Source organism: Streptomyces sp. NPDC058240 (assembly GCF_042882135.1).
Taxonomy (GTDB): Bacteria; Actinomycetota; Actinomycetes; order Streptomycetales; family Streptomycetaceae; genus Streptomyces.
Window position 1 is genome coordinate 63,821 of record NZ_JBHVWT010000011.1, and the last position, 22,937, is coordinate 86,757.

Sequence of the window (22,937 nt, forward strand, 5' to 3'; positions counted from 1 at the left end):
TTCCGGCGGATCAAGGCCCGGAACCTGTCAGAGCCGCGCGTTCCCATGACCACCGCTCAGCGGTCGGCGGTCACGTCATGACTTCGCGACCTGGGTCCGGGGCAGCCTCGTGGCTCCGGCTGCGGCGAACAGACAGAAGCCGAGCACCCACCAGAAGGTGTCGCCGAACGCCCCGGAGATGTCCGGGCCGCGGGTGGACAGCCGGTTCTGCAGGATCACGGCGAGGGCAGCGGTGCCGACCGAGCCGCCCACAGTGTTGAGCAGGTTGAGCGCTCCGGACGCGCGCGGGAGGTATTCGGATTCGATGCGGCTGTAGACGATGTTCATGACGGGCGCGCCGACCATGGCCATCCCGACGCCGCGGACCGCGAGCGCCAAGGCGATCACAGTGTCCGGGACCCCGTGGCCGAGCTGGGTGAACGGAACCGTACCCGCGAGGATCAGCACGATGCCGGTGACCACGAGGGTCCGCGGCGCGACTCTGTCGATGGTGCGGTTGACCAGTACCGACCCGGCCGCCGCACCGAGCCCCTGGGGGGCCAGAAGCAGTCCGGCCTCCCACGCCGACATTCCGCGGCCGGTCTGGAAGTACAGCGGCAGCAGGAACATCGTGCCGAACACCGAGGCGCCCAGGACGAGCAGCGCGACGGCGGCGGCCCCGAAGGGCGGCCGGGCGAACAGCCGGGGATCGACCAGCGGTGTGCGGCGGGTCCGCAGCCCGTGCACGGTGAAGCCCGCCAGCATCGCCAGTCCCGCGGACACGCCGACCGTGGCCGGGAGGGTGCGGCCGCGGGCCACCTCGGTCAGCCCGAACACCAGCACGGCCAGGCCGGGCGACAGCAGCAGGGCTCCTCGCAGATCGAATGCCGTCCGCCGGGTCGACGGCGGCACCGCGGGCACGTGGCGGCGGGCGAGCAGGACCGCGACCGCGCCGATCGGCAGGTTGACCAGGAACAGCCACGGCCATGGCACGACCGCGAGGATGGAGCCGCCGGCCAGCGGGCCGAGCACCGGTGACAGCAGCGGCACCACCGCGACGACGCTGATCACCCGCCCGGTGCGGCCGGGGCCCGCGATTCGGGCCAGCAGCGCCTGCCCGGTCGCGGGCAGCAGCCCGCCGCCGAGGCCCTGGACCACCCGGAACACGATCAGGCTGGTCACCGACCAGGCGGACGCGCACAGGACCGAGCCGAGCAGGAAAACGCCCACGGCGACGAGCCACGTCCGCCGGCCGCCGAACCGGTCGGCCAGCCAACCGGACGCGGGCACGGCGGCGACGACGGCCAGCAGGTAGGCCGTGGTGACCCACTGGATCTCGGCGACGGAGGCGCCGAACTCGTGGGTCAGGCTGTCGATGCCGACGCTGACGATCGTGGCGTCCAGTGTGGCCATGAAGGTGCCGAGCACCAGAATGAACGCGGTCCTCAGCAACTGCTTGTCCACGCGTTCGGCCGGCGGCGCGGTATTCCGGCTCATCGGCCCTCCAGGAGGTCGCGCACGTCGTTGTCGAGGTGCTTGTCCAGGGTGCGGAGCAGGTCGAGCAGTTCCTCGGCGAGCCCGTCGACGTCCGTGCCGGCCCGGTGGGCGAACACGCCGGTCCACCCGTCGCCGTCCGGCATGACGGTCAGGGTCACGGGGTGGTGCGTGGCCTCCCGGAAGCGGGTTCCGACGACCGTGAGCCCGGGGGCGGGTTCACGGAGGCGGTCCGGGTCGACCGGGTAGTTCTCGAACACCACCAGGCTGTCGAACAGCCTGCGCCGCCCGGTCAGCCGTTCCAGGTCGGACAGGGCCACGTGATGGTGCTCGACCAGCGCCCGCTGCCGGGACTGCAGTTCGCCGAGGGTGTCGGCGAGCGTGCCGTCGAGCCGTGCCCGGACCGGCACGGTGTTGGCCAGCAGTCCGATGATCTCCTCGACGCCCTCCAGCTCCGGGGGCCGGCAGGAGACCATGGCGCCGAAGCAGACGTCGGCATGGCCGGAACGGCGCGCGAGCAGCACCGCCCACGCGCCCTGCACCAGCGTGTTCCGGGTCAGACCGCGCCGGGCGGCGAGGCGCGTGAGGCCGGCCACCAGCGCCGCGTCGAACTCGATGACCTCGGGTTCCTGCCACGCCGGACCGGGTTCGCCGCCGCCCAGGTAGTCGCCCTCGGGCAGGCCGTCGAGCTCGGCCGCCCAGGCGCCGAGGTCGGGCTCGTGCTCCGCGCACCAGCTCAGGTAGTCGGCGAACGGCACGGGGACCGGCAGGTCCGGAGCCTCACCGCGCACCCTCGCGGTGTAGAGGGCGAACAGCTCGGTGAGGATGCGCGGGGCCGACCAGCCGTCGGAGAGCGCGTGGTGGCTGGTCAGGACCAGGTCGGCGCGCTCGGGGCCGCACCGGATCACGGTGAGGCGGAAGAGCGGGCCCCGGGCGAGATCGAACGGCTCGGCAAGGTCGGCCGCCAGCACCTCCTCGGCCGGTCCGTCGCAGACGCGGAAGTCCGGCCGGGGCGACGTGGGGATCACCGCCAGGGAGGCGGGGAATATGGCGCCCAGGTTCGGGTGACGGGCCAGCAGGTCGTCGCCCGCGGCCCGCAGGGCGTCGGTGTCGAGCCGGCCGGCGAGGGAGAACGTCGACTGCACGGTGTACGGGTCGGGGCGCTCGGTACGCGAGTGCCGCAGCATCACCTCCTGCAACGGGGTGAGCGGCTGTACGTCGGCGACCGGGCGGTCCCGGTCGAGTGCCCCGATCTCCGGTGCGGCGGCGATCCGCAGGAGCGCGGTCCGCAGGTTCTCGGCCAGCTCCTCGACCTCGGCGGCGGTGAACAGCGCGGACGGCCAGGTGATCCGGACCCCGAGCGCGTCATCGCGCACGAGGGCGTTGACCATCAGGCCGTACGGCAGGGGCATCGCGTCGGAGCCGCCCGAACCGAGCGGGTCGGCGTCCGGGGGCGCCTGCCACGGCGTCTCCCGGTCCGGGGCGCCGGGGTACTGGCCGAGGTAGTTCCAGGCGATCTCCGGTTCCACGGGGTCCAGGAGGCCCGCCGTGGTGAGAATGCCGTAGCCGAGGCCGTCGCCCTGGGCGCGCAGCCGCTCCCTGACCGCCTTCACGTCGTCGCCCGCGTCGAGCCGTACGGGATGGACGGCGGTGAACCAGCCGACGGTCTGGGACAGGTCGACCTCCCGCGGACGGCCGTGGCTCTCCAGCGCGACCAGCACCTCCGGCGTCCCGCGCCAGGCCCGTACGGCCTGAGCGAGCGCCGTCAGCAGCACGGCGTCCGGGGTGGTGCGGTAGGCGGCCGGCAGGGTCGTGATCAGGGCACGGGTCGACTCGGCGTCGAGCGCGATCTCGTGGTGCGTCGCGGTCGCCACGGTGTCCCGGGCGGGGTCGAGCGGGCGGGTGAGGGCCGGCGTGGCGCTCATCCGCTGCCAGTGCGGCAGTTCGGTCCGCCGGTCGGCCTCGCGCAGCGAACGCGCCCAGCCGAGGAACGACTGGCCGTGCCGGGTGAGTGATCCGCCGGAGTGCGCGTGTTCCAGGTCGTCCAGCAGGACGCGCCAGGACACACCGTCGACGACCAGGTGGTGAGCGACGAGGGCGAGCCGGCCCGGCCGGTCCGGTCCCGCGTCGACCCACAGCACGCGCAGCACAGGACCGGTGCGCGGGTCCATCGACTCCCGGGCGGCGGCGATCCCGGAGTCGACCGTGGCCCGCAGGTCGTCCGCCGCCCGTACGCAGGTCAGCACCTCGGCGCCGGTCACCGCGCCGACCGGCGGGATGTGCAGCATGTCGCCGGCCAGGTGGGCCCGCAGCACGTCGTGCCGGGCCAGCAGACCGTCGAGCACGGCCTGCCAGGCCGTCTCGTCGCCGCCGGGCGGGACGCAGATCTCCACCCACTGGCAGAATCCGTCGGTGGCCGCCCCGGAGCGGCGCAGCAGGTCCCGCATGACCGGGGTCAGCGGCGCGTCCCCGACCGCGGGTGCCGCACCGCCGTCGAGGGCGCGGGCCCGCGCCGCGATGCCTGCGACCGTCTCCCCTTCGAACACGTCCTTCGGGGTCAGGCCGAGTCCTTGGCGCCGGACCCGCGAGACCAGTTGCAGCGACACGATGCTGTCGCCGCCGATGTCGAAGAAGTTGTCGTCGGGGCCGATGTCGTCGGTGCCCAGGACGTCCCTGAACACGCCGAGCAGCACCGCCTCCGCCTCGGTGGCGGGTTCGCGCCGTGCGGCGGCCGTGGTCCCGGGGGCCGGCAGCGCGGCGGAGTCGAGCTTGCCGCTGGGGCTCAGCGGCAGCCGGTCGATCGGGACGAGCACCGTCGGCACCATGTGGTCGGGCAGTTCCTCGGCCAGGTACGCACGTACCCGAGCCGTGTCCAGGTCGGCGTCGTCGGTCGGGATGACGTAGCCGACGAGCCTGCCCTCCCGCATGATCACGGCGCAGGCGCGCACGTCGGGGTGGCTGGTCAGAGCGGACTCGATCTCGCCCAGCTCGACGCGGAAGCCGCGGACCTTGACCTGGTGGTCGGCGCGGCCGAGAAACACCAGCTGTCCGTCCGGCCGCCACCGCACCAGGTCGCCCGTGCGGTACATCCGTTCGCCCGGCGGGCCGAACGGATCGGCCACGAAAGCGGCGGCGGTCAGGGCGGGTCGGCCGAGGTAGCCGCGGGCCAGGCTCGGCCCGCCGAGGTACAGCTCGCCCGTCACGCCGACGCCGACCGGCTGGAGTCCGCCGTCGAGGACGTAGGCACGGACATTGGGGTCGGGGCGGCCGATCGGCAGCGGCCCGGCGTCGTCCGGGTCGTAGTGCCAGGTCGTGGAGTTGATCGTGACCTCGGTCGGACCGTAGGCGTTGAACAGCGCCCGGCGGCCCCGGCCCCAGCGTCGTGCCAGCTCGGGGTCGAGGCGCTCGGCGCCGACGACGAAGAACACGTCGGGGTCGACGGTGCGGTCGTCGGGCATCGCGGCCAGGAACGAGGGAAGCAGGTTCACTCCGGTCACCCGGTGCTCGGCGATGTAGTCGAGCAGTTCGTCGCCGGGGACGCGTACCTCCTCGGGCGCGATCACGGACGTGCCGCCGGAGAGCAGCGGCACCATGGTCTGCCAGAACGCGACGTCGAAGCCGGTCGACGCGAAGTGCAGGTACCGGTCGTGCTCGGTGACCCCGACGACCTCCTCCTGAAGGGCGATCAGGTCGGGCACGCCCCGGTGGGTCACGCCGACGCCCTTGGGCCGCCCGGTGGTTCCGGAGGTGTAGATGACGTAGGCGAGCGCGTCCTCGGTGAGCCGGGCGCGCGCCTCGGCCGGGTCGGTGTCCGGTGCGGACGCGAGTGTGGCCGGGTCGCCCAGCCGCAGGATCGGGATGCCGTGGTCGACGGGCGGTTCGGCGCCGGTCGTCACGGCCGCTGCCGGGGCGATGTCGTCGAACATGTAGGCCAGCCGCTCGCGCGGGTAGCTCGCGTCCATCGGTACGTACACGGCGCCCGCCTTGGCCACGCCGAAGAGTGCCACGGTCATCTCGACGTCGCGGCCGAGCAGGACCGCGACCGGGTCCTGCGGTCGTACCCCGCGCTCGATCAGCGCGTGGGCGAGCCGGTTGGCCTGCCGGTCCAGGTCGGCGTAGCTGAGGCTGCGGTCACGGCAGACCAGGGCCTCGGCGTCGGGCTTGCGGATCACCCAGGCGGCGAACTCCTCCAGCCAGTGGCCGCGGGCCCTGGCGGGGACGGTGTCGGTGCCGGTACGCAGCATCCGCGCCCGCTCGTCGGCATCGAGCGCGGGCAGCCGGATCGCGGGCCGTGACGGGTCGTCGACGATCTCCCGCAGGAGGTTGTGGAGCCAGCGGCCGTAGTCGCGCACGGTCGCCCCGGCGAAGGCGCGCGGCTGGTAGCCGAGGCCGATCGTGATCTCCTCGTCCGGAATCACGATGACGGTCAGCGCGTAGTGCGTGGCGTCGGTGATGTCCACCCCTGCCAGGTCGAGCCCGGGGGCGAGCGGAGTGCGCTTGCGGCTGGAGAGCGGGAAGTTCTCCATGACCAGCATCGTGTCGAACAGCTCGCCGATGCCCACCGCCCGCTGGATCTCGGGCAGGCCGACGTGGTGGTGCTCGGCCAGTACGACGCTCTCGGCGTGCACCTGTGCCATGAGGTCCAGCGCGGTCTGGTCCTGGGCATGCCTGACGCGTACCGGGACCGTGGTGCCGAGTTGGCCGATCATCGACTCGACGCCGTCGACCTCGGCGGGCCGCCCGGACACCGGGCAGCCGAACACGACGTCGCGGCGCCCGGTGAGCCTGCCCAGCAGCAGCCCCCACGCCGTCTGGAGCACGGTCGTCAGGGTGACGCCCCGCTCGCGGGCGAACGCACGCAGCCGGTCACTGAACTCGCGGCCCAGCGCGACGGTCTCGCGGCCGGGGCGTTCGACGCCGGTCCCGGTGCTCGCGGGTGCCAGCCGCGTCGCGTCGTCGACGCCGGCCAGCGCGTCCCGCCACACGGCGAGCGACGCCTCCCGGTCCCGGCCCGCCAGCCACCGGAAGTACTCCGACAACGGCGGGGCGGCAGGTGCGGCGGGGCCGCCGCTCAGCTCGGCGTAGATGGCGAGCAGGGTGCGGCCGACCAGCGGCATCGACCAGCCGTCGAGCAGGGCGTGGTGGTTGGTGATCACCAGCTTGTGCTCGGCGGCCCCGACACGGGACAGCAGGAAGCGGATCAGCGGCGGCCGGGCCGGGTCGAAGGGGCGCTCCAGATCGGCGCGGGCCGCTTCGGGGAACCGGTCGTCCTCCCGCCAGTCCAGGGCGACGTCGGTGGGGATCACCTGCACCACGTCGTCCCCGGCCGTGCCGAGGTACACGCGCAGAGCGGGGTGGCGGCGCAGCAGTTCGCGTGCGGCCTCGGCCATCCGGTCCGGCTCCAGCTCACCGGCCAGGGTCGTCACGGCCTGGACGACGTAGACGTCGGTGTCGTGGTCGTCGCGGACCAGGGTGTGGAAGGACAGCCCGACCTGCAGGGGTGTGGCGGGCAGTACGTCGGCGATGCGGCCGGTGCGTTCGAGGGCGTCGATGGCGGCCTGGTCGAGGTCGACCAGCGGCAGGTCCGACGGGGTGAGCCCGCCCGGGGTGTGGAGCGCGTGCGCGGCCAACGCGTCCAGAGCCGCGGCCCAGGCCTGCTGGAGGGCCCCCACGGCGTCGGTGCCGAGCACCCCGGTCGCGGCGGTCCACTCGACGGCGAGCCGTGGCTCGTCACCCTCGTGGACGAAGCAGTTGAGGGCCAGCACCTGTTCCAGGGCCTTGGCGTCGGGCTCGGTCACCGAGAAGGCGTCGTGCTCCGGCAGGTGCCATCCGGTTCCGGTCAACGGGGTGAACCTGCCCAGGTAGTTGAGCAGCACGTCCGGTGGCGGGGTGGCCGCGAGCTCGCTGCCGGCCTCCGGGTCGAGGTGACGCAGGACGCCGTAGCCGACACCGCCGTCGGGGACTCCGCGCCGGGCCTCCTTGGCGGCGCGGAGGGCCTGCCCCACGTCGTCGGAAGCGGGCACACGCACCGGGTACTCGCTGGTGAACCAGCCGATGGTGCGGGACAGGTCGAGGTGTTCGCGGCCGTGGCCCTCCATCGAAACGGTCAGCGCGTCGCCGCGCAGGCCCCAGCCCCGCAGGGCGAGCACGAGCGCGGCCAGCAGCACCTCGTCGACACCGGCGCGGTACGCCGCGGGCAGGGTGGTCAGCAGCGCCTCGGTGGCCTCGGCCGAGGCCACGGTGACCGAACGGTGAGCGGTCGACACCGTGTCCCGCGTCCGGTCCAGCGGCCGGGCGCCCAGCCGGGACGCGGAGCCCAGCGCGGTCCGCCAGTGATCGAGTTCGCCGCGCCGCGCACCGGATTCCCCCTGGCCGGCGAGGAGCATGGCGTGCCGCCGCCAGGATGCCCCGACCGGATCGAGGGTGCCGCCCGTGCAGGCCGTGTGCAGGTCGGGCAGCAGGATGCGCCAGGACACACCGTCCATGGCGAGGTGGTGCACGACGACGACCAGCCGGTCCGACGTGCCGTCGCCGGTACGGAGCAGGGCTGCCCGCAACAGGTCGCCCGACCGCGGGTCGAGTTCTCCGGCCAGCCGCCGGGCCAGGGTGGTCACGTCCTCGCCGTGGACCTCGTCCACGACGGCCCGCACCATGCCGCGGGGCAGTGTCTCCAGGCCGTCGCCTGCCCGCAGCCGCAGTGCGTCGTGGTGATCGAGCACGGCCTGCACGCCCGTGACCAGGTCGTCGTGGTCGAGTTCGTCGACCCGCAGGGCGGTCCACTGCGCGTATCCGGCGACGACGTCCACGTTCGGATGCGGGTCGAGCAGACCGCGCGCGATCGGCGGAGCGGGCACGGGCCCGATCGGGTCGTCCACCGGCCCGGGAGCTTCCTCCAACAGGTCGGCGGAGGCTGCCAGAGCGGCGAAGCTGCGGCGTGCCAGCAGGTCCCGTGGCCGCAGTCCGAGGCCCGCCGCCCGCAGTCTGCTGCTGACGGTGATCGCGGTGATGCTGTCCCCGCCGAGGGCGTAGAAGTCGTCGTCCACGCCGACCCGTTCGACATCGAGCGCCTCGGCAAGGACTGCGCACAGCAGCCGCTCCCGCTCGGTGCTCGGCTCCCGGCCCCCGCCGCCGGGCAGGGCGGGCGCGGGCAGGGCGGCGTGATCGAGCTTGCCGTTGGGCGTGACCGGCAGCCGGGGCAGCACCACCACCGCCGAGGGCACCATGTGTTCGGGCAGCCGCTCGGCCAGGTGGGCACGCGCCTCGTCCCCGGTGACCGAGGTGGACACGACATAACCGACCAGCCGGGACGACCGCACCGCGGCGGCCGCCGCGGTGACCCCGGGCACCCCGGCGAGCGCCGCCTCGACCTCGCCGGTCTCCACCCGGTGGCCGCGGATCTTGATCTGTCCGTCGCCCCGGCCCCGGTACTCCAGGCCCCGGCCGGGCACCCAGCGGGCCAGGTCGCCGGTACGGTACATCCGCTCACCCGGCGCACCGAACGGGTCGGCGACGAAGCGCTCGGCGGTCGCCCCGGGCCTGCCGAGGTAGCCGCGGGCCAGGTGCGGTCCGGCCAGGTACAGCTCGCCCACCGTGCCGTGCGGCACCGGCTGAAGCGCGCTGTCCAGCACACGGATGCGGGTGCCGGCGAGCGGGTGGCCGATCGTCGGCTCGTCGCCGTCGATGCGCGCGGTGGTGCTGTCCACGGTCGCCTCGGTCGGCCCGTACATGTTGCGCGCGGTGACCCCGGACTCGGCGACCCGCCGCCACAGCGCGGGCGGGGTGGCCTCTCCGCCGAGGACCAGCAGCGTCGGCCGCAGGTCCAGCAGTCCGGCGTCGACCAGTGGCGAGGCCATCGACGGGGTGGTGTCCACGATGTCGATGCCGTCGCGGGCGTACGCGGCGAGCAGGGCGTCGGCGTCGCGGGCGGTCCCGGTGTCGTAGACGTGCAGTTCGTGCCCGCACAGCAGCCACACCAGGTGGTCGAAGGCGGAGTCGAAGGCGAACGAGTAGGTGTGGGCGGCGCGCAGCCGTCCGCCCGCGGCCCGCTCGGCCTCGGCTACGACCGTCGACCGCTGGTGGTGCAGCAGCGCGGCCAGGCCGCCGACCCGGCCGAGCACGCCCTTGGGGCGTCCGGTCGACCCGGAGGTGTGGATGACGTAGGCGAGGTGCTCGGGGTGCCGGGGCGCGGAGAGCTCATGGGCCGTCAGGGGTGCGTCGGACAGCCCGGCGGCCTCGCCGAGCAGGGTGCTCCACGGCAGCCCGTCGACCGCGCCGGCGGTCAGTACCAGCGCGGGCCGGGTGTCGTCGATCAGCTCGCGCAGCCGCTCGGGCGGATACGCGGCGTCCAGGGGCAGGAACGCGGCGCCGGCGTCCAGCACCGCCAGCAGGGCGACCACCGAGTCGGCCGAGCGCGGCAGCGCGAGCGCCACGACGTCGTCGGCCCCGATCCCGCGGGCCCGCAGTGCGCGGGCCAGCCGGTGCACCCGGCCCGCCAGGTCCGCCGCGGACAGCCGGTCGTCACCGCTCACCAGGGCCGTACGCCGGGGACCGGCGGCGACCATCGTGTCGAACGCGGTCGGCACGTCCACCGGCGTGCCGGGCAGCGCGGGCGGGCACCAGTCGGCCGGCAGCCCGTCCACGTCGCCGGTCAGGGCGATGCGCCCGACGGGCAGGCCGTCGGTCAGCCCGGACAGCAATGTGCGCAGCCCCGAGAGCAGGCTGTCGACCGCGGCCTGGTCCTTGGACCGGGCGTCGACCTCGAAGCCGAGCAGCAGCCCGTCGTCACGGGTCGGCAGGACGCTCAGGCCCATGTCCTCCGGCGGACCGCCCGCGACGTTGCGCATCACCCCGCCGGCCCCGGCGAAGTCGATCGTCAGGTCGAACGCCTTGAGGTTGATCCCGCGCCCGTGGAGCAGCGCGCCCGCGCCGGGCACTCCGAGGTCCCGCGGCAGGTCCTCGCCCCGGTACCGCTGGTGTTCACGCATCTCCCGCATGGCGGAGGCAACCCGCCGGCTCAGCTCCCCGAGCCCGTCCCCGCCGCGCACGGTCACCCGCAACGGCAGCACATTGACCGCCATGGCGGGTGTGCGCAGCTCGGTCGAGCCTGCCCGGCACATCAGCGGCAGCGCGAACACCACGTCGGTGCGGCCCAGCATGCGGTGCAGGAAGGCGGCGTAGCCGGCGATCAGCGCCTCGCCCCAGGTGACGCCCTCCCGGTCGGCGAACGCGCGGAGCCGGGCCGTCTCGTCGGGCGTGACGAGGGCACGGGCGGTCAGGGTGTGGCCGGGCGAACCGGCGGCGGTGCCGGGATCGCCGAGGTCGCCGAGGCCGGGCAGCGGGGTGAACCGCTCGACCCAGTACGCGCGGTCCTCGGCGAACCGGTCGCCGTCCCGGTAGGCCCGGTCGGCGGCGACGAGGTCGGCGAACCGGCCGAAGGTCGAGCGCGGCACCTCGGTCCCGCGTACCAGGGCGGTGTAGCGGGCGGCGGTGCGGCGGGCGAGCATCGCGGCGGTGTAGCCGTCGAAGACCAGGTGGTGGCCGAGCTGGGTGTACCAGACCTCGCGGTCGGACAGCTTGATGACGGTGCGTGCGTACAACGGCCGGTCCACCATCCCCCGGCATGCCTCGGCGGTCCGCCCCCGCTCGGCGTCGACGAACGCCTGGGCCGCGGCCACGGGATCGGCCGCGCCGCTGAGGTCGACCACCTCGGGCGGCTCGACCGGCTCCCCGCTCACCGCCTGGCGCGGCCCGTCCGGGGTGTCGTACACCCGTAGCCGGAGGGTCTCGGCCTCCTCGGTGGTCGCCCGGACCGCCTCGGCCAGCGCGTGCGTGTCGATCGGTTCGCCGCCGGATATCTCCACCACGTCGCCGACCACGTAGTACGGCGAGTCGGGTTCGAGGCGCTGCGCGTTCCAGATGCCCAACTGGGCGCCGGTCAGTGCGAGGAGGCCGTCCGAGGGCACGCTTGCGGGGCTCAACTTACTCTCCTTGAAGTGTGGGAACGACCATCGGTGTGCCGGTCACCGGGTCGGGGACGATGACGCTCGGCAGGTCGAACACGTCCTTGATCAGTGCGGCGTCCACGATGTCCCCGGGGTCGCCCTCGGCGACCACCCGGCCGTCCTTCATGGCGACCAGGTGGTCGGCGAACCGGCATGCCTGATTGATGTCGTGCAGGACCGCGACCACCGTGCGGCCCTCGTTGCGCAGCCTGGCCAGCAGGCCGAGCAGCTGGTACTGGTGAGTGATGTCGAGGAACGACGTCGGTTCGTCGAGCAGCAGGTAGGGCGTCTGCTGGGCGAGCACCATGGCCATCCACACCCGCTGCCGCTGTCCGCCGGACAGCTCCTGCACCGGCCGGTCGGCCAGGTCCTCGACACCGGCGGCGGCCATCGCCGCGTCGACGGCCGTCTCGTCGTCCCTCGACCACAGCGCCAGCATCGACTGGTGCGGGAACCGTCCCCGGCCCACCAGCTGCCGGACCTTGATGTCGTCGGGTGCCAGCGGGTCCTGCGGCAGGAAGCCGAGCTTCTTGGCCAGTGCCTTGGTCGCGTAGCCGCCGACCTCGCGGCCGTCGAGTTCCACGTGCCCGGAGTCCGGGCGCAGCAGCCGGACCAGCGCGCTCAACAGGGTCGACTTGCCACAGCCGTTGGGACCCACGACGGCGGTGAACGCACCGTCGGGGACGTCGAGGCTCAGACGTGTGGCCACGATCCGGTCTCCGTAGCGCAGGGTGATCTCCCGCGCCGTCAGGCGTGCGGTCACGCGCGCCTCACCTCCTTGGTCAGCAGCCAGATCAGATAGCAACCGCCGATCGCGGTACTCACCACGCCGACGGGCAGCGCGACGGGCGCCAGCAGCATCTGGGCGATCAGGTCGGCGCCCTGGAGCAGCACCGCTCCGGTCAGCGCGGCCGGGAGCAGTGGTACTCCGGCCGCGCCCGCGAGCCTGCGGCCGATCTGCGGGGCGGCCAGGGCGATGAACGCGATCGGGCCGGCCACGGCGGTCACGGTGGCCGTACAACCGACGCCGACCAGCACCATCAGCAGCCGCAGCCGGTCGAGCCCGACCCCGGTGGTCACCGCGATCGCGTCGTCGAGCGAGGCCTGGTGCATGGCGTGCGCCCGGGTGGTCATCAGGATCAGCAGCACGGCGATCACCGAGAACGGAATCCCCAGGTCGGCCCAGCCCACGCCGTTGAGCGAGCCCGCGCTCCAGCCGACGGCGGCGATCGCCACCTCCAGCTCGGCGCGCAGCACGATCCACGAGTTGATCGCGGTCACCATCGTGTTGAACGCGATTCCGATGACCACCAACCGCATCCCGGAGAAGCCCCGTTCGAACGACAGCAGGTAGATCGCTGCCGCGACGACCAGCCCGCCGAGCACCGAACCGACGGCCAGTTGGGCGGACGTGCCCGACAGCACGGTGATGGCGACCAGGGCGCCGGTGTAGGCGCCCGCGTCGAGGCCGATGACGTCCGGGCTGCCCATCGGGTTGCGGGTGAGGTTCTGGAAGATCGCCCCCGCCACGCCGAGCGCGGCGCCGAAGACCAGCCCGGCCAGCACCCGCGGCAACCGCCAGTCCCGGATCACCACGGAGTGCTCCGCCCCGGTCAGTACGGCGAACACCCTGCCGGGGGAGGACCACGACGCGCCGTAGCACAGCCCGAGCAGGGCCAGGCCCAGCATCAGGGTCACCAGCACCGCCACGAGCAGCATCGTGCGGCGTTCGACTCTCCATCCGAGTACGGTCACAGCGATCCCGCTCCGTAGCGGCGAACGGCCCAGATCAGCATGGGGCCGCCGAGGAACGCGGTCACGACGGCCACCGGCACCTCGCCGGTGGGCAGCAGTACCCGCGACCCGATGTCGGCGACCAGCAGCAGGATCGGGCCCAGCACCATCGTGTAGAGGATCAGCCATGGCACCGAGCCCGCCGCCGGCTTGCGTACCAGGTGCGGCACGATCAGCCCGACGAACAGGATCGGCCCGGCCACCGCCGTCGCCGCCCCGCTGAGCACGGTGATCAGCACCAGGGCGGCGGCCCGTACCCGGCCCACGCCCGCACCCAGTGTCTGCGCCACGCTCTCGCCCAGCGTCAGGGCGTTGAGCGCCCGGCTCAGCAGCAGCGCGCCGAGCAAGGACACGGCGATCGCGGTCAACGGCAGCGCCAGCGGTGCCTGTTCGCGGGCCGCGAGCGACCCGACCGACCAGAACCGGTAGGCGTCGAAGATGTCCGGGAGCATCAGCCGCATCCCCAGCGCGACGCCGCCCAGCACCGCGGTCAGGGCCACGCCGGTGAGTACCAGACGCAGCGGTGAGCGCTGCCCGACCGCGGCGACCAGCAGCGCCGCGAGCACGGATCCGGCGATCGCGAAGCCCAGTTCGCCCGCCTGCCCGGCGGCCAGCCCGAGCGCGGAGCCGACGGTGACGGCGAACCCGGCGCCCGCGGTGACCCCGAGGATGCCGGGCTCGGCCAGCGGGTTGCGGGCCAGCGTCTGGATCAGCGCGCCGGCCACCGCGAGCGCGGCGCCCACCGCGATGGCCAGCAGTGCGCGCGGCGCCCGGATGTCGCGCACGATCACCTGGTCGTCGGTGCCCTGGTGGTCGAACAATGCCCGCACGACCTCGGCGGGCGGAACGCGGCGGGCCCCGACGCCCATGCTGAGCACGGCGATCACCGCCAGCAGCAGCAGTCCGCCGACGAGCAGGCCGATCTGTGGCCCGGCCCGCCCGGTTCCCGCCGTCCGGGACGCGCGGCCCGCAACGGTCACCGGTTCAGCAGCGGAGCGAGCGACTTGTCGATCGCGTCCAGGGTCTGAACGGCCTCGCCGTAGGTCGCGGCCTCGGTGTAGCGGAACGGGAAGGCCTTCCCGGCCTTGACGGCGGGCAGGTTCTTCCAGAGCTTCGAGTCCAGGACGTACTGGACGGACTTGGGGATGCTGCCGTCGGCGTTGACCGAGTAGGTCATGACGTCGGCCTCACCGAACGCGGCCGGGAGCTCCTCGATGGACGGGTACTCGCTGACCGCGCGCGAGCCGGGGCCGGGCTCCTTGACCTTGCCGTAGTACTTCGCACCGAGGTCCTCGGCGATGTTGGTGCCCCACGAACCGTTGAACTCGCGCTGGAAGGTGCCCTTGGCGACCTCGCCGTACGCGCCGACATGCCCCAGCTTGAGTCGAGGCAGCACGTCCTTGTACTTCTTGGACAGTTCTGCGGCCTTGGCCTCGTACGTGTTCTTCGCGACGTCGAACTGCTCGAGTGCGCCCGCGGCGTCGGCCTGCTTGTGGGACAGCTCGCGCCACGCGGAGGGCACGGTCGGGCCGATGGCCACTACCGGGGCGATGGACTCCAGCCGCTTGATGTCGATGTCGCCGAGCACCGGGGCGGGTACACCGATGACGATCAGGTCGGGATCGGCCTCGGCGACGGCCTCGTAGTTGGTCTCGGCGGCCTGCTCGCCCGCCACCTTGGTGAGCTTCTTGTACGTGGCCAGGTCTTCCTTGGTCATCATCGGCTCACCGCGCTTCCACGACGAGATTCCGACCAGTGGCGCGTCGGCCTCGATCATGACGGGCACGGCATAGCCGGTGGCCACCACACGCTTCGGGTCGGCGGGGATGGTGATCTTGCCGTTGTCCGCGGCGAACACCCGGGTCTTCCCCTTGTCCGAGGCATCCGACCCGCCCTCCGACGACGACCCGCACCCGACCAGGACGAGGGCCAGCGACACGGCGCCGACCAGGCCGGACGATCTGCGTATGGACATGTAGTGCTCCTTGCTAGTTGCGTAGGACTTGTCTTGCTCGATGGCCTTTTGGCAGAACGACCAGGAAGCGGCGTCACGCCTGCCCCTGTCCGACCGGCTGGTCAGTGGTCGTCCTCGTCGAAGTCGGCGACGCCGCGCTTCCAGTAGCCGGTGATGTCGTGATCGGCGCTGTCCAGCCGAAGCTCGTCGCGGGCCCAGCGGCGCAGCGGCTTGATCTGCCCCGCCTCACCCGCGACCCACACGTACACCCGTTCCCCCTCGGGCACGGTCACGGCGGAAACGGCCCGTGCCAGCGCGTCGCCGGTTCCCGCCGGCAGATCGCCGCGGTGCAGCCAGCGCACTTCGACGCCGTCGGGCGCGGACAGCTCGATCTCCTGTGCGGCGTCGACGACTTCGACGAACGCCCAGCCCTTCGCGGTCCTGGGCAGTTCCTCCAGCCGGCGCGCGATCGCGGGCAGGGCCGTGATGTCGCCCGCGAGCAGGTACCGGTCGTAGGTGTGCGGGACGATCAGCCCACCGGGCGGCCCCGCGACATGCATGATGTCGCCGGGCCGGACCGCACGCGCCCAGTCCGACGCGAGGCCACCCTCGTGCTCGGCGATGTCGATGTCGATCTCGCCCGCGACCGGGTCGTAACGGCGCACGGTGTACTCCCGCGAGATGAGCGCCGGCCGCGGCCAGCGCAGCATCGCCCCGTTCGGCTCGGGCAGCCGCAGTGTGCCGTCCGGATCCGGGAAGATCAGTTTCACGTGTTCATCCGGCGAGTGGGCCTCGAACCCCTCGGTGCCCGCCCCGCCCAGGGTCACCCGCAGCAGGCCGGCGCCGACCGCGACCACGCGTACGACTTCGGTCGCCCGGATACCGATCGGGTAGCCCACCTTCTCGGCGTGGAGACCCGCCCGGACCTCCGCGATCCGGTCCAGGTGCCGGTGCCGGTGGTCGACCCGGCTCATGCGGCATCCCCCGTCAGCAGCGCCGTCCAGTGCGCCAGTTCGGGCTGCTCGGCCAGGTCGGGAAACTCCAGCGTGACCGCCCCGGCGGCACGCCAGCGCCCGACCAGGGCCATGATCCGCACCGAGTCCAGTCCCAGGTCGACCAGGTTCTCGTCGGGCGCGATCTCGGCGGGGTCGCAGTCGAGCAGTTCCGCGACGTCTGCTCGGACGCGTTCGGGCGACAAGGTCTGATGCATCGGGATGCTCCTGCGGGGATGGGCGCCGACAGCGCGGTCGACGCGTCGGCGGTGGTGGTCACGACGCCACGACAAGGGGTGACGTACGCCCGGTCATGGCGTGCGTGGGAGAACGGGAGGAAACGGCGGCCGCGCCGGGACGCCAGCGGCTCACTCGAACCCAGGCAAGGCTAACCTAACTTATTGACGCTGAACACATGAACGCGGAGCCGGCGCCGCGCGACACCCCCGCCCCAACTCCGCCCGCACGACCAGCTGTCCGCCGCTGCACGGTTCCACCAGGGCGCCTCCTCCGGCGGGCATAAGTTAGGTTACCCTTGCCTAACTTTCCCACAGGAGGTTGCTCATGCCTGAGCACATACCGGGCAGAAGCGGCGAGTTCGACGGCCGCACTGTCCTGGTGACCGGTGCCGCACAAGGCATCGGGGCGGCTGTCGCCGAGCTGTTCGCCACCCTCGGCGCCCGGGTGGCCGCCACCGACCGCGCGCGGGACGGCATCGACGCCCTGGCCACGGAGTGGAATCGGCGACAGGAGAAGAACCCGGGCAGCGACTGCTCGGCAGGTCGTCTGGAGCCGTACGTCATGGACGTCACCGACCGGCCCTCGGTGGAGCGCACCGTGGCGCGTGCCGAGCGCGAACTCGGGCCCGTCGACGTACTCGTGAACGTCGCGGGCATCCTTCGCACCGGCCCCGCCACCGAACTCTCCGCGCAGGACTGGTCGGACACCTTCGCGGTGAACACCAGCGGTGTCTTCCATGTCTCGCAGACCCTCGCACCGCTGATGGCCGGCCGGGGCAACGGCTGCGTCATCACCGTCGGTTCCAACGCCGCCGGTATTCCTCGCACCGGCATGGCCGCCTACGCCGCGTCGAAAGCGGCGGCCGCCATGTTCACCAAATGTCTGGGCCTCGAACTCGCCCGCAGCGGCGTACGTTGCAACGTCGTCGCACCCGGCTCCACCGACACGGCGATGCAACGCGCGCTGTGGACCGGCTCCGGCGCCGAGCAGCGTGTCATCGACGGGGACCCGGCGACCTACCGCACCGGCATACCGCTGGGCCGCATCGCCGCCCCCGAGGACATCGCCGAGGCTGTCGCCTTCCTCGCCTCCGACCGCGCCCGCCACATCACTCTGCAGGAGCTGTATGTCGACGGCGGCGCCACCCTGCGCTGAACGGTCCTCACTTCTTCCGTACGCCTCATCCACCGCACCTCATCCACCGCACCCGCTGACGGAACCATCGAGAATGGAGCCCCCGTGTCGACGGCATCCCAGGTCGCCACGCACGTACTCCCGGCTGATCCGACCCACCCGGCCGTAGGCGCGGCCACCTCGCTGCTGGACGCCTACACACCGGGGGACCGCTTCCTCGCCACCCCCGGCCGCACCCTGCTGGCACACGGTGCGGCACGCCCTGTGCCGCACGACGAGCGGCCCTTGGACGAGCGGGTGAAAGCCACCCTGGCCGAGGCCGGCGCAGCCGGACAGCCATCGCCCGTGGTCATCGGTGCCATCCCGTTCGACCACGAGGCACCGGCCGCCCTGAGCGTGCCGGCAGCACTGCGCGTCGCGCCGCCGCTCGCCTCCGACCCACTGATCGCCCTGCCCGTCGGTGTGTCCGGCTCGGCGGACTGGGGAATGCGCCCGGTTCCCGACCCCGAGGTCTACGGAGCGGGCGTAGCCTCGGCCGTGGAGCGCATGTGGCGCGGAGAGTTCAGCAAGGTGGTGCTCGCCCGCACCCTTGAGCTCACCTCCCCCGCCCCTCTCGACCTGCCCACGATGCTCCAGCGCCTGGCCCGCCGCGACCCCGTCGGCTATACCTTCGCGCTGCCGACCGGGGTCGGCCGTACCCTCATCGGCGCCAGCCCGGAACTGCTGGTCTCCCGGCAGGGGCAGCAGGTGGTCGCCAATCCGCTCGCCGGGTCCACCCCGCGCAGCACCGACCTCGCCGAGGACGTCCGCCGTGCCGCCGCACTGCTGGACTCCGTGAAGGACCTGCACGAGCACGCCGTCGTCGTGGATGCCGTCCACCAGGCCCTGGCCCCGCACTGCACGGAGCTGACCGTCCCCGCCCGGCCGACACTGATCCGCACCGCCACCATGTGGCACCTGTCCACCACGGTGACCGGCACGCTCGCCTCCCCCGACACCTCGGCCCTGGCTCTCGCCTGCGCCCTGCATCCGACTCCCGCCGTGTGCGGCACCCCCACCGCAACAGCACGTCAGGTCATCACGGAGACCGAGCCGTTCGACCGCGGGTTCTTCACCGGGGTGGTGGGCTGGGGCGACGCCTTCGGTGACGGCGAGTGGGTCGTCACGATCCGCTGCGCCGAGGCCGAGCAGCGCACGCTGCGCCTCTACGCGGGTGCCGGCATCGTGGCGGCGTCCGAGCCCGAGGCGGAGACCGCCGAGACGGCAGCCAAGTTCCGTACGTTCCTCAGCGCCTTGGGAGCCGAGCTGTGAGCCTCGACGACGCCCCCACCTGGCCGTCCGATTTCGCCGAACGGTACCGGGCTGCGGGCTGGTGGCGCGGAGAGACGTTCGGCTCCATGCTCCGGGAGCGCGCCGAGGCGCACCCGGACCGGATCGCCGTGGTCGATCCCGTCGCGGAAAGCCGGTGGAGCTACGCGGAACTGGACCGGCGCGCCGACCGGCTGGCCGCGGGCTTCCTCGCCCGGAACATCACCAGGGGCGACCGCGTGGTGGTGCAACTGCCCAATATCGCGGAGTTCTTCGAGGTCGTCTTCGCACTGTTCCGGATCGGCGCGCTGCCCGTCTTCGCGCTGCCGGCCCACCGCGAGACGGAGATCTCGTACTTCTGCGAGTTCACCGAGGCGGTCGCGTACGTCATCGCGGCGGAACACGGCGGCTACGACTACCGTGAGCTGGCGGCGAAGACCCGCGCCGGAGCGGGCACACTGCGGCATGTGTTCGTCGCCGCCGGGGACCCGGGCGAATTCGAGGCGCTGTCCGACGTGGCGGAGGATCCGGTGAGCCACGCCGCTCCGCGCCCGGACGACCTGGCCTTCCTCCAGCTCTCCGGCGGCAGCACCGGCGTACCGAAACTCATTCCGCGCACCCACGACGACTACATCTACTCGCTGCGCGGATCCAACGACATCTGCGGGGTCGACGAGAACAGCGTGTACCTCTGCGTGCTGCCCGCGGCCCACAACTTCCCGCTCTCCTCCCCCGGCTCGCTCGGCACGCTCCACGCCGGCGGACGCGTGGTGCTGTGCCCACAGCCCTCCCCCGAGGTGGCCTTCCCGCTGATCGAGCGGGAGGGGGTCACCATCACCGGGCTGGTCCCGCCGCTGGCTCTGTTGTGGACCCAGACGGCGACCGCCGCCGCGCACGACCTCGGCAGCCTCGACGTCCTGCTGGTGGGTGGTGCCAAGTTCAGCGAGGAGGCGGCGCGGCGGGTCGGGCCGGCGCTCGGCTGCACCCTGCAACAGGTCTTCGGGATGGCCGAGGGACTGGTCAACTACACCCGGCTGGACGACCCGGACGAGGTGATCGTCACCACCCAGGGGCGGCCCATCTCGCCGGACGACGAGATTCTGGTCGTCGACGACGAGGACCGCGAGGTCGCACCGGGCGAAACGGGGCACCTGCTGACCCGGGGGCCCTACACGATCCGCGGCTACTGGCGGGCACCGGAACACAACGCCCGGTCATTCACCGAGGACGGCTTCTACCGCACGGGCGACGTCGTCCGGGTCACCGGGAGCGGGCACATCGTCGTCGAGGGACGCGCCAAGGACCAGATCAACCGGGGCGGCGAGAAGATCGCCGCGGAGGAGGTGGAGAACCACATCCTCGCCCACCCGTCCGTGCACGACGCCAATGTGGTGGCCGAGCCCGACCCGTACCTGGGCGAGCGCATCCGCGCGTACGTGATGCTGCGCCCGGCCGCGGGTCCGCTGAAGCCGGTGGACATCAAACGGTTCGTACGGGAACGGGGCCTGGCGGCGTACAAGGTGCCGGACCGGGTCGAGTTCGTGGACGCGTTCCCGCAGACCGGTGTCGGGAAGATCTCCAAGAAGGACCTGCGGACCGCCGCGGCCCGCAGCGCATCCGCCGCCCCGAACGCCTGAACCCTGCCGGGCCTGCCACCCCTGCCCGGCCTCCCCTCGGCTCCGAACGGAATCCCAGCACCATGGCCCTGCCCGCCATTGCCCCGTACCCCATGCCGACCGCCGAGGAGCTGCCCGCCAACCGGGTCGAGTGGACCGTCGACCCCGCGCGCGCGGTGCTCCTCGTCCACGATCTGCAGAACTACTTCCTGTCGGCCTACGACCGCCGGGCTTCGCCGATTCCCGAACTTCTGTCGCATGTAGCGGAGTTGAAGAGGGAGGCGACGCGTATCGGCGTACCGGTGCTCTATACCGCGCAGCCCGGCGGCCAGAGTGCGGACGAGCGCGGTCTGCAACAGGACTTCTGGGGTCCGGGCCTCCCTGCCGACCCGCACGCCGCCGCCATCGCGGATGCCGTCGCACCCGACGAGGGTGACACGGTGCTCACCAAGTGGAAGTACAGCGGCTTCGTCCGCACCGATCTCCTGGAGAGGCTGCGCGAGCAGGGCCGCGACCAGATCGTCATCACCGGCGTCTACGCCCACATCGGCGTCCTCATGACCGCGTGCGACGCCTGGATGCAGGACATCCAGGCGTTCGTGGTGGCCGACGCGGTGGCCGACTTCTCCGCCCGGGACCACGCGATGGCACTGCGCTGGGCGGCCGGCAAGTGCGCCGTCGTCACCAGCACCCGATCCGTCTTCGAAGGGAACTGACCGCCGCCGCCCCCGAATCCCGAGTCGGTACGGTCCCACCGCAACGATCTCGCGACCGCCGTATCTGCTCAGGGAGACTCTCGGAGTGCGGCCGCGGCGTGGGCTTCGGCACTCCGGGCAGAGCGACCGCCTACGTGGCCAACGGTCCATCGTTCCAAGTGAGCGGGCCGTCGTGGCCAGGACGACGACGGTCAGGGCCGACTGCTCACAACCTTGCTGGAGGCCACAGGCCGCGGGTACGGCGTTCACGGTGGTGCTGCTCGGGACCGGGAACGCCGTCGCCCGGCGAGCGCGGCTACCGGTCGCGCACCACGCCGGCGAGTTCGTCGAGCAATGCGCCAACCGCGGCATCCGTCATCCGATAGCCGTCGGCGGTCTCGGAGATGAGACCCGAGGCGACACGGGAGTTCCACCAGTCTTCGAGGAAGCCGGGGGCGTATCCGCCGGTGCTGAAGTCGTAGGGTTCGGCCACGAGACCGAAGACAATCATGAGTTCGTAGTCCGGCAGCGCGTAGGAGCGCTCGTACTGCGGAGGGGCGCTGACGTACCGGTCGAAGGATCCGACCTGGTTGAAGCTGGTGAACAACCAGAACAGGTAGTCGTACATCAGCGTGGAGCGCGCATCGGCGTGCAGAGCGAAGAACCCCTTGTCGTGCACGACGGCCTCTCCGAGTATCCGCATGCGCCGCTCCGCGTCCGGCAGAACGTCAGCGACCTCGCGGAATGCACGCCGCAGCACCGGGGAGAAGCTGCCGTCGCGCACCGTGGCCAGGGCGTCGATCCGGTCCTGCTCCGAGGTGTCGTAGCCGGACTCGTCGACCAGACCCGTGACGAAGGCCTCGAAGTTCTCCGCGACCAGGGTGATCGCGAAGTCGCCCTCCTGGTCGACGTGCACCACGGTCGGTTCGCCGTGCCTGCCGCACGCGCGGTAGTCGAGAGCGAGCATGTCGTGGCCTGCCGATGGCGTGTCGGCGAAGTAGACACCGATCTCGGGGTACTCCCACATGTCGATCCAGAACCGACTGCCGTACTCGCCGCCGAGCGATTGCGGCCTTGTCCGTCCGACACCCCTGATGCCGGTGATCACGATGTGGTCGTCGGCCCAGGAGGTCGGCTCGGTCATGGGAAAGTGGTCCCGGTTCGGAACGCCGCCGTTGTGCGCTGTCATCAGCGCAATGTAGGAGTCGGGCAGACGGTATCCGCCGAGCTCCTCCTCCACCGCCGCGATCGAGTCGCGCGTGGGCGGGGCCTCCTCCACGTACTCCGCCAGCGCGTACGCCGAATCGTCCCAGAACCCGGCCATGTCGAAGCCCTCGAAATGTCCCACTGCGCCCTCCCAGGCCCGCCTGCCTGCGATCGTACGTTCCGCGCCCGGATGCGATCACGGCCCCCTCGGCTTCAGCGAGGCACCGGCGTTGTTCCGATCACCGCACCGGCCGGAACCGGACGGCCTCCGGCACCTGGAACGAAGGAGACCCGATGCTCGCTGACGTGTGGATGCGGTGGTCCCGGATCGGCCGGCGAACAGCGCAGGGCTTCGACCGTGTGCGCTGGGCCCCGACCAGCAAGGAGCCCGAGTCCAGCACCACGACTGGCCCCAGCACACCGCCGGTGACGGCTGCAGAGACCCCACGTGTCCCGTATCCGGGGAGCGGACACCGGCCGCCTGCCACACACGACTCGACGGCGACATCCTGGCGTGCCGGGCC

The 22,937-nt window shown here is 72.4% G+C and carries 13 protein-coding genes; 4 read left to right on the forward strand and 9 right to left on the reverse strand.

Annotated elements, in window-relative coordinates:
* Nucleotides 1-75: 75 nt before the first annotated feature.
* From ACFVX4_RS19870 to ACFVX4_RS19905, 8 genes are all read right to left on the reverse strand, one after another.
* Nucleotides 76-1,476 carry a DHA2 family efflux MFS transporter permease subunit gene (locus tag ACFVX4_RS19870; protein ID WP_389978807.1) on the reverse strand — a complete coding sequence of 467 codons (1,401 nt, stop codon included), beginning with the start codon at nt 1,474-1,476 and terminating at the stop codon, nt 76-78.
* A complete protein-coding gene (locus ACFVX4_RS19875; protein ID WP_389978810.1) occupies nt 1,473-11,450 on the reverse strand; it encodes an amino acid adenylation domain-containing protein in 9,978 nt (3,325 codons plus the stop codon). The genes ACFVX4_RS19870 and ACFVX4_RS19875 overlap by 4 nt, the downstream gene beginning before the upstream one ends.
* Nucleotide 11,451: 1 nt before the next feature.
* On the reverse strand, nt 11,452-12,237 hold the full coding sequence (locus ACFVX4_RS19880; RefSeq protein ID WP_389978813.1) for an ABC transporter ATP-binding protein: 786 nt from the start codon (nt 12,235-12,237) through the stop codon (nt 11,452-11,454).
* Nucleotides 12,234-13,193, reverse strand: coding sequence for a FecCD family ABC transporter permease (locus ACFVX4_RS19885; protein ID WP_389979134.1), 960 nt, complete (start codon nt 13,191-13,193; stop codon nt 12,234-12,236). The genes ACFVX4_RS19880 and ACFVX4_RS19885 overlap by 4 nt, the downstream gene beginning before the upstream one ends.
* Nucleotides 13,194-13,225: 32 nt before the next feature.
* Complete coding sequence (locus tag ACFVX4_RS19890; RefSeq protein ID WP_389978816.1) at nt 13,226-14,248, reverse strand: FecCD family ABC transporter permease; 1,023 nt, start codon at nt 14,246-14,248, stop codon at nt 13,226-13,228.
* Nucleotides 14,245-15,243 carry an ABC transporter substrate-binding protein gene (locus ACFVX4_RS19895; protein ID WP_389978819.1) on the reverse strand — a complete coding sequence of 333 codons (999 nt, stop codon included), beginning with the start codon at nt 15,241-15,243 and terminating at the stop codon, nt 14,245-14,247. The genes ACFVX4_RS19890 and ACFVX4_RS19895 overlap by 4 nt, the downstream gene beginning before the upstream one ends.
* A gap of 101 nt (nt 15,244-15,344) precedes the next feature.
* Nucleotides 15,345-16,196 carry a siderophore-interacting protein gene (locus ACFVX4_RS19900; RefSeq protein ID WP_389978822.1) on the reverse strand — a complete coding sequence of 284 codons (852 nt, stop codon included), beginning with the start codon at nt 16,194-16,196 and terminating at the stop codon, nt 15,345-15,347.
* Entirely contained in the window at nt 16,193-16,432 is a 240-nt protein-coding gene (locus ACFVX4_RS19905) for a phosphopantetheine-binding protein (RefSeq protein ID WP_389978824.1), read from the reverse strand. Before ACFVX4_RS19905 ends, ACFVX4_RS19900 begins: the two co-directional genes overlap by 4 nt.
* Before the next feature lie 346 nt (nt 16,433-16,778).
* Here ACFVX4_RS19905 and ACFVX4_RS19910 point away from each other — a divergent pair, with 346 nt between their 5' ends.
* The 4 genes from ACFVX4_RS19910 to ACFVX4_RS19925 all read left to right on the forward strand — a co-directional run bounded on the left by ACFVX4_RS19910 (nt 16,779) and on the right by ACFVX4_RS19925 (nt 21,228).
* Nucleotides 16,779-17,609: a 2,3-dihydro-2,3-dihydroxybenzoate dehydrogenase gene (locus tag ACFVX4_RS19910; RefSeq protein ID WP_389978827.1), complete on the forward strand. Its 831-nt coding sequence runs from the start codon at nt 16,779-16,781 to the stop codon at nt 17,607-17,609.
* Nucleotides 17,610-17,693: 84 nt separating this feature from the next.
* On the forward strand, nt 17,694-18,899 hold the full coding sequence (gene dhbC / locus ACFVX4_RS19915) for an isochorismate synthase DhbC (protein WP_389978829.1): 1,206 nt from the start codon (nt 17,694-17,696) through the stop codon (nt 18,897-18,899).
* Entirely contained in the window at nt 18,896-20,533 is a 1,638-nt protein-coding gene (locus ACFVX4_RS19920; RefSeq protein WP_389978831.1) for a (2,3-dihydroxybenzoyl)adenylate synthase, read from the forward strand. The genes dhbC and ACFVX4_RS19920 overlap by 4 nt, the downstream gene beginning before the upstream one ends.
* Nucleotides 20,534-20,595: 62 nt before the next feature.
* Entirely contained in the window at nt 20,596-21,228 is a 633-nt protein-coding gene (locus tag ACFVX4_RS19925; protein WP_389978834.1) for an isochorismatase family protein, read from the forward strand.
* Between the two features lie 295 nt (nt 21,229-21,523).
* On the opposite strand, the gene ACFVX4_RS19930 is transcribed toward ACFVX4_RS19925, so the two are convergent.
* Nucleotides 21,524-22,555, reverse strand: coding sequence for an SMI1/KNR4 family protein (locus ACFVX4_RS19930; protein WP_389978837.1), 1,032 nt, complete (start codon nt 22,553-22,555; stop codon nt 21,524-21,526).
* Between the last annotated feature and the right edge of the window lie 382 nt (nt 22,556-22,937).

Coding starts and splice junctions, on each gene's coding strand:
- ACFVX4_RS19910 (WP_389978827.1), top strand. CDS start 16,779: ATGCCTGAGCACATACCGGGCAGAAGCGGCGAGTTCGACGGCCGCACT.
- ACFVX4_RS19900 (WP_389978822.1), bottom strand. CDS start 16,196: ATGAGCCGGGTCGACCACCGGCACCGGCACCTGGACCGGATCGCGGAG.
- ACFVX4_RS19870 (WP_389978807.1), bottom strand. CDS start 1,476: ATGAGCCGGAATACCGCGCCGCCGGCCGAACGCGTGGACAAGCAGTTG.
- ACFVX4_RS19885 (WP_389979134.1), bottom strand. CDS start 13,193: ATGCTGCTCGTGGCGGTGCTGGTGACCCTGATGCTGGGCCTGGCCCTG.
- ACFVX4_RS19895 (WP_389978819.1), bottom strand. CDS start 15,243: ATGTCCATACGCAGATCGTCCGGCCTGGTCGGCGCCGTGTCGCTGGCC.
- ACFVX4_RS19905 (WP_389978824.1), bottom strand. CDS start 16,432: ATGCATCAGACCTTGTCGCCCGAACGCGTCCGAGCAGACGTCGCGGAA.
- ACFVX4_RS19925 (WP_389978834.1), top strand. CDS start 20,596: ATGGCCCTGCCCGCCATTGCCCCGTACCCCATGCCGACCGCCGAGGAG.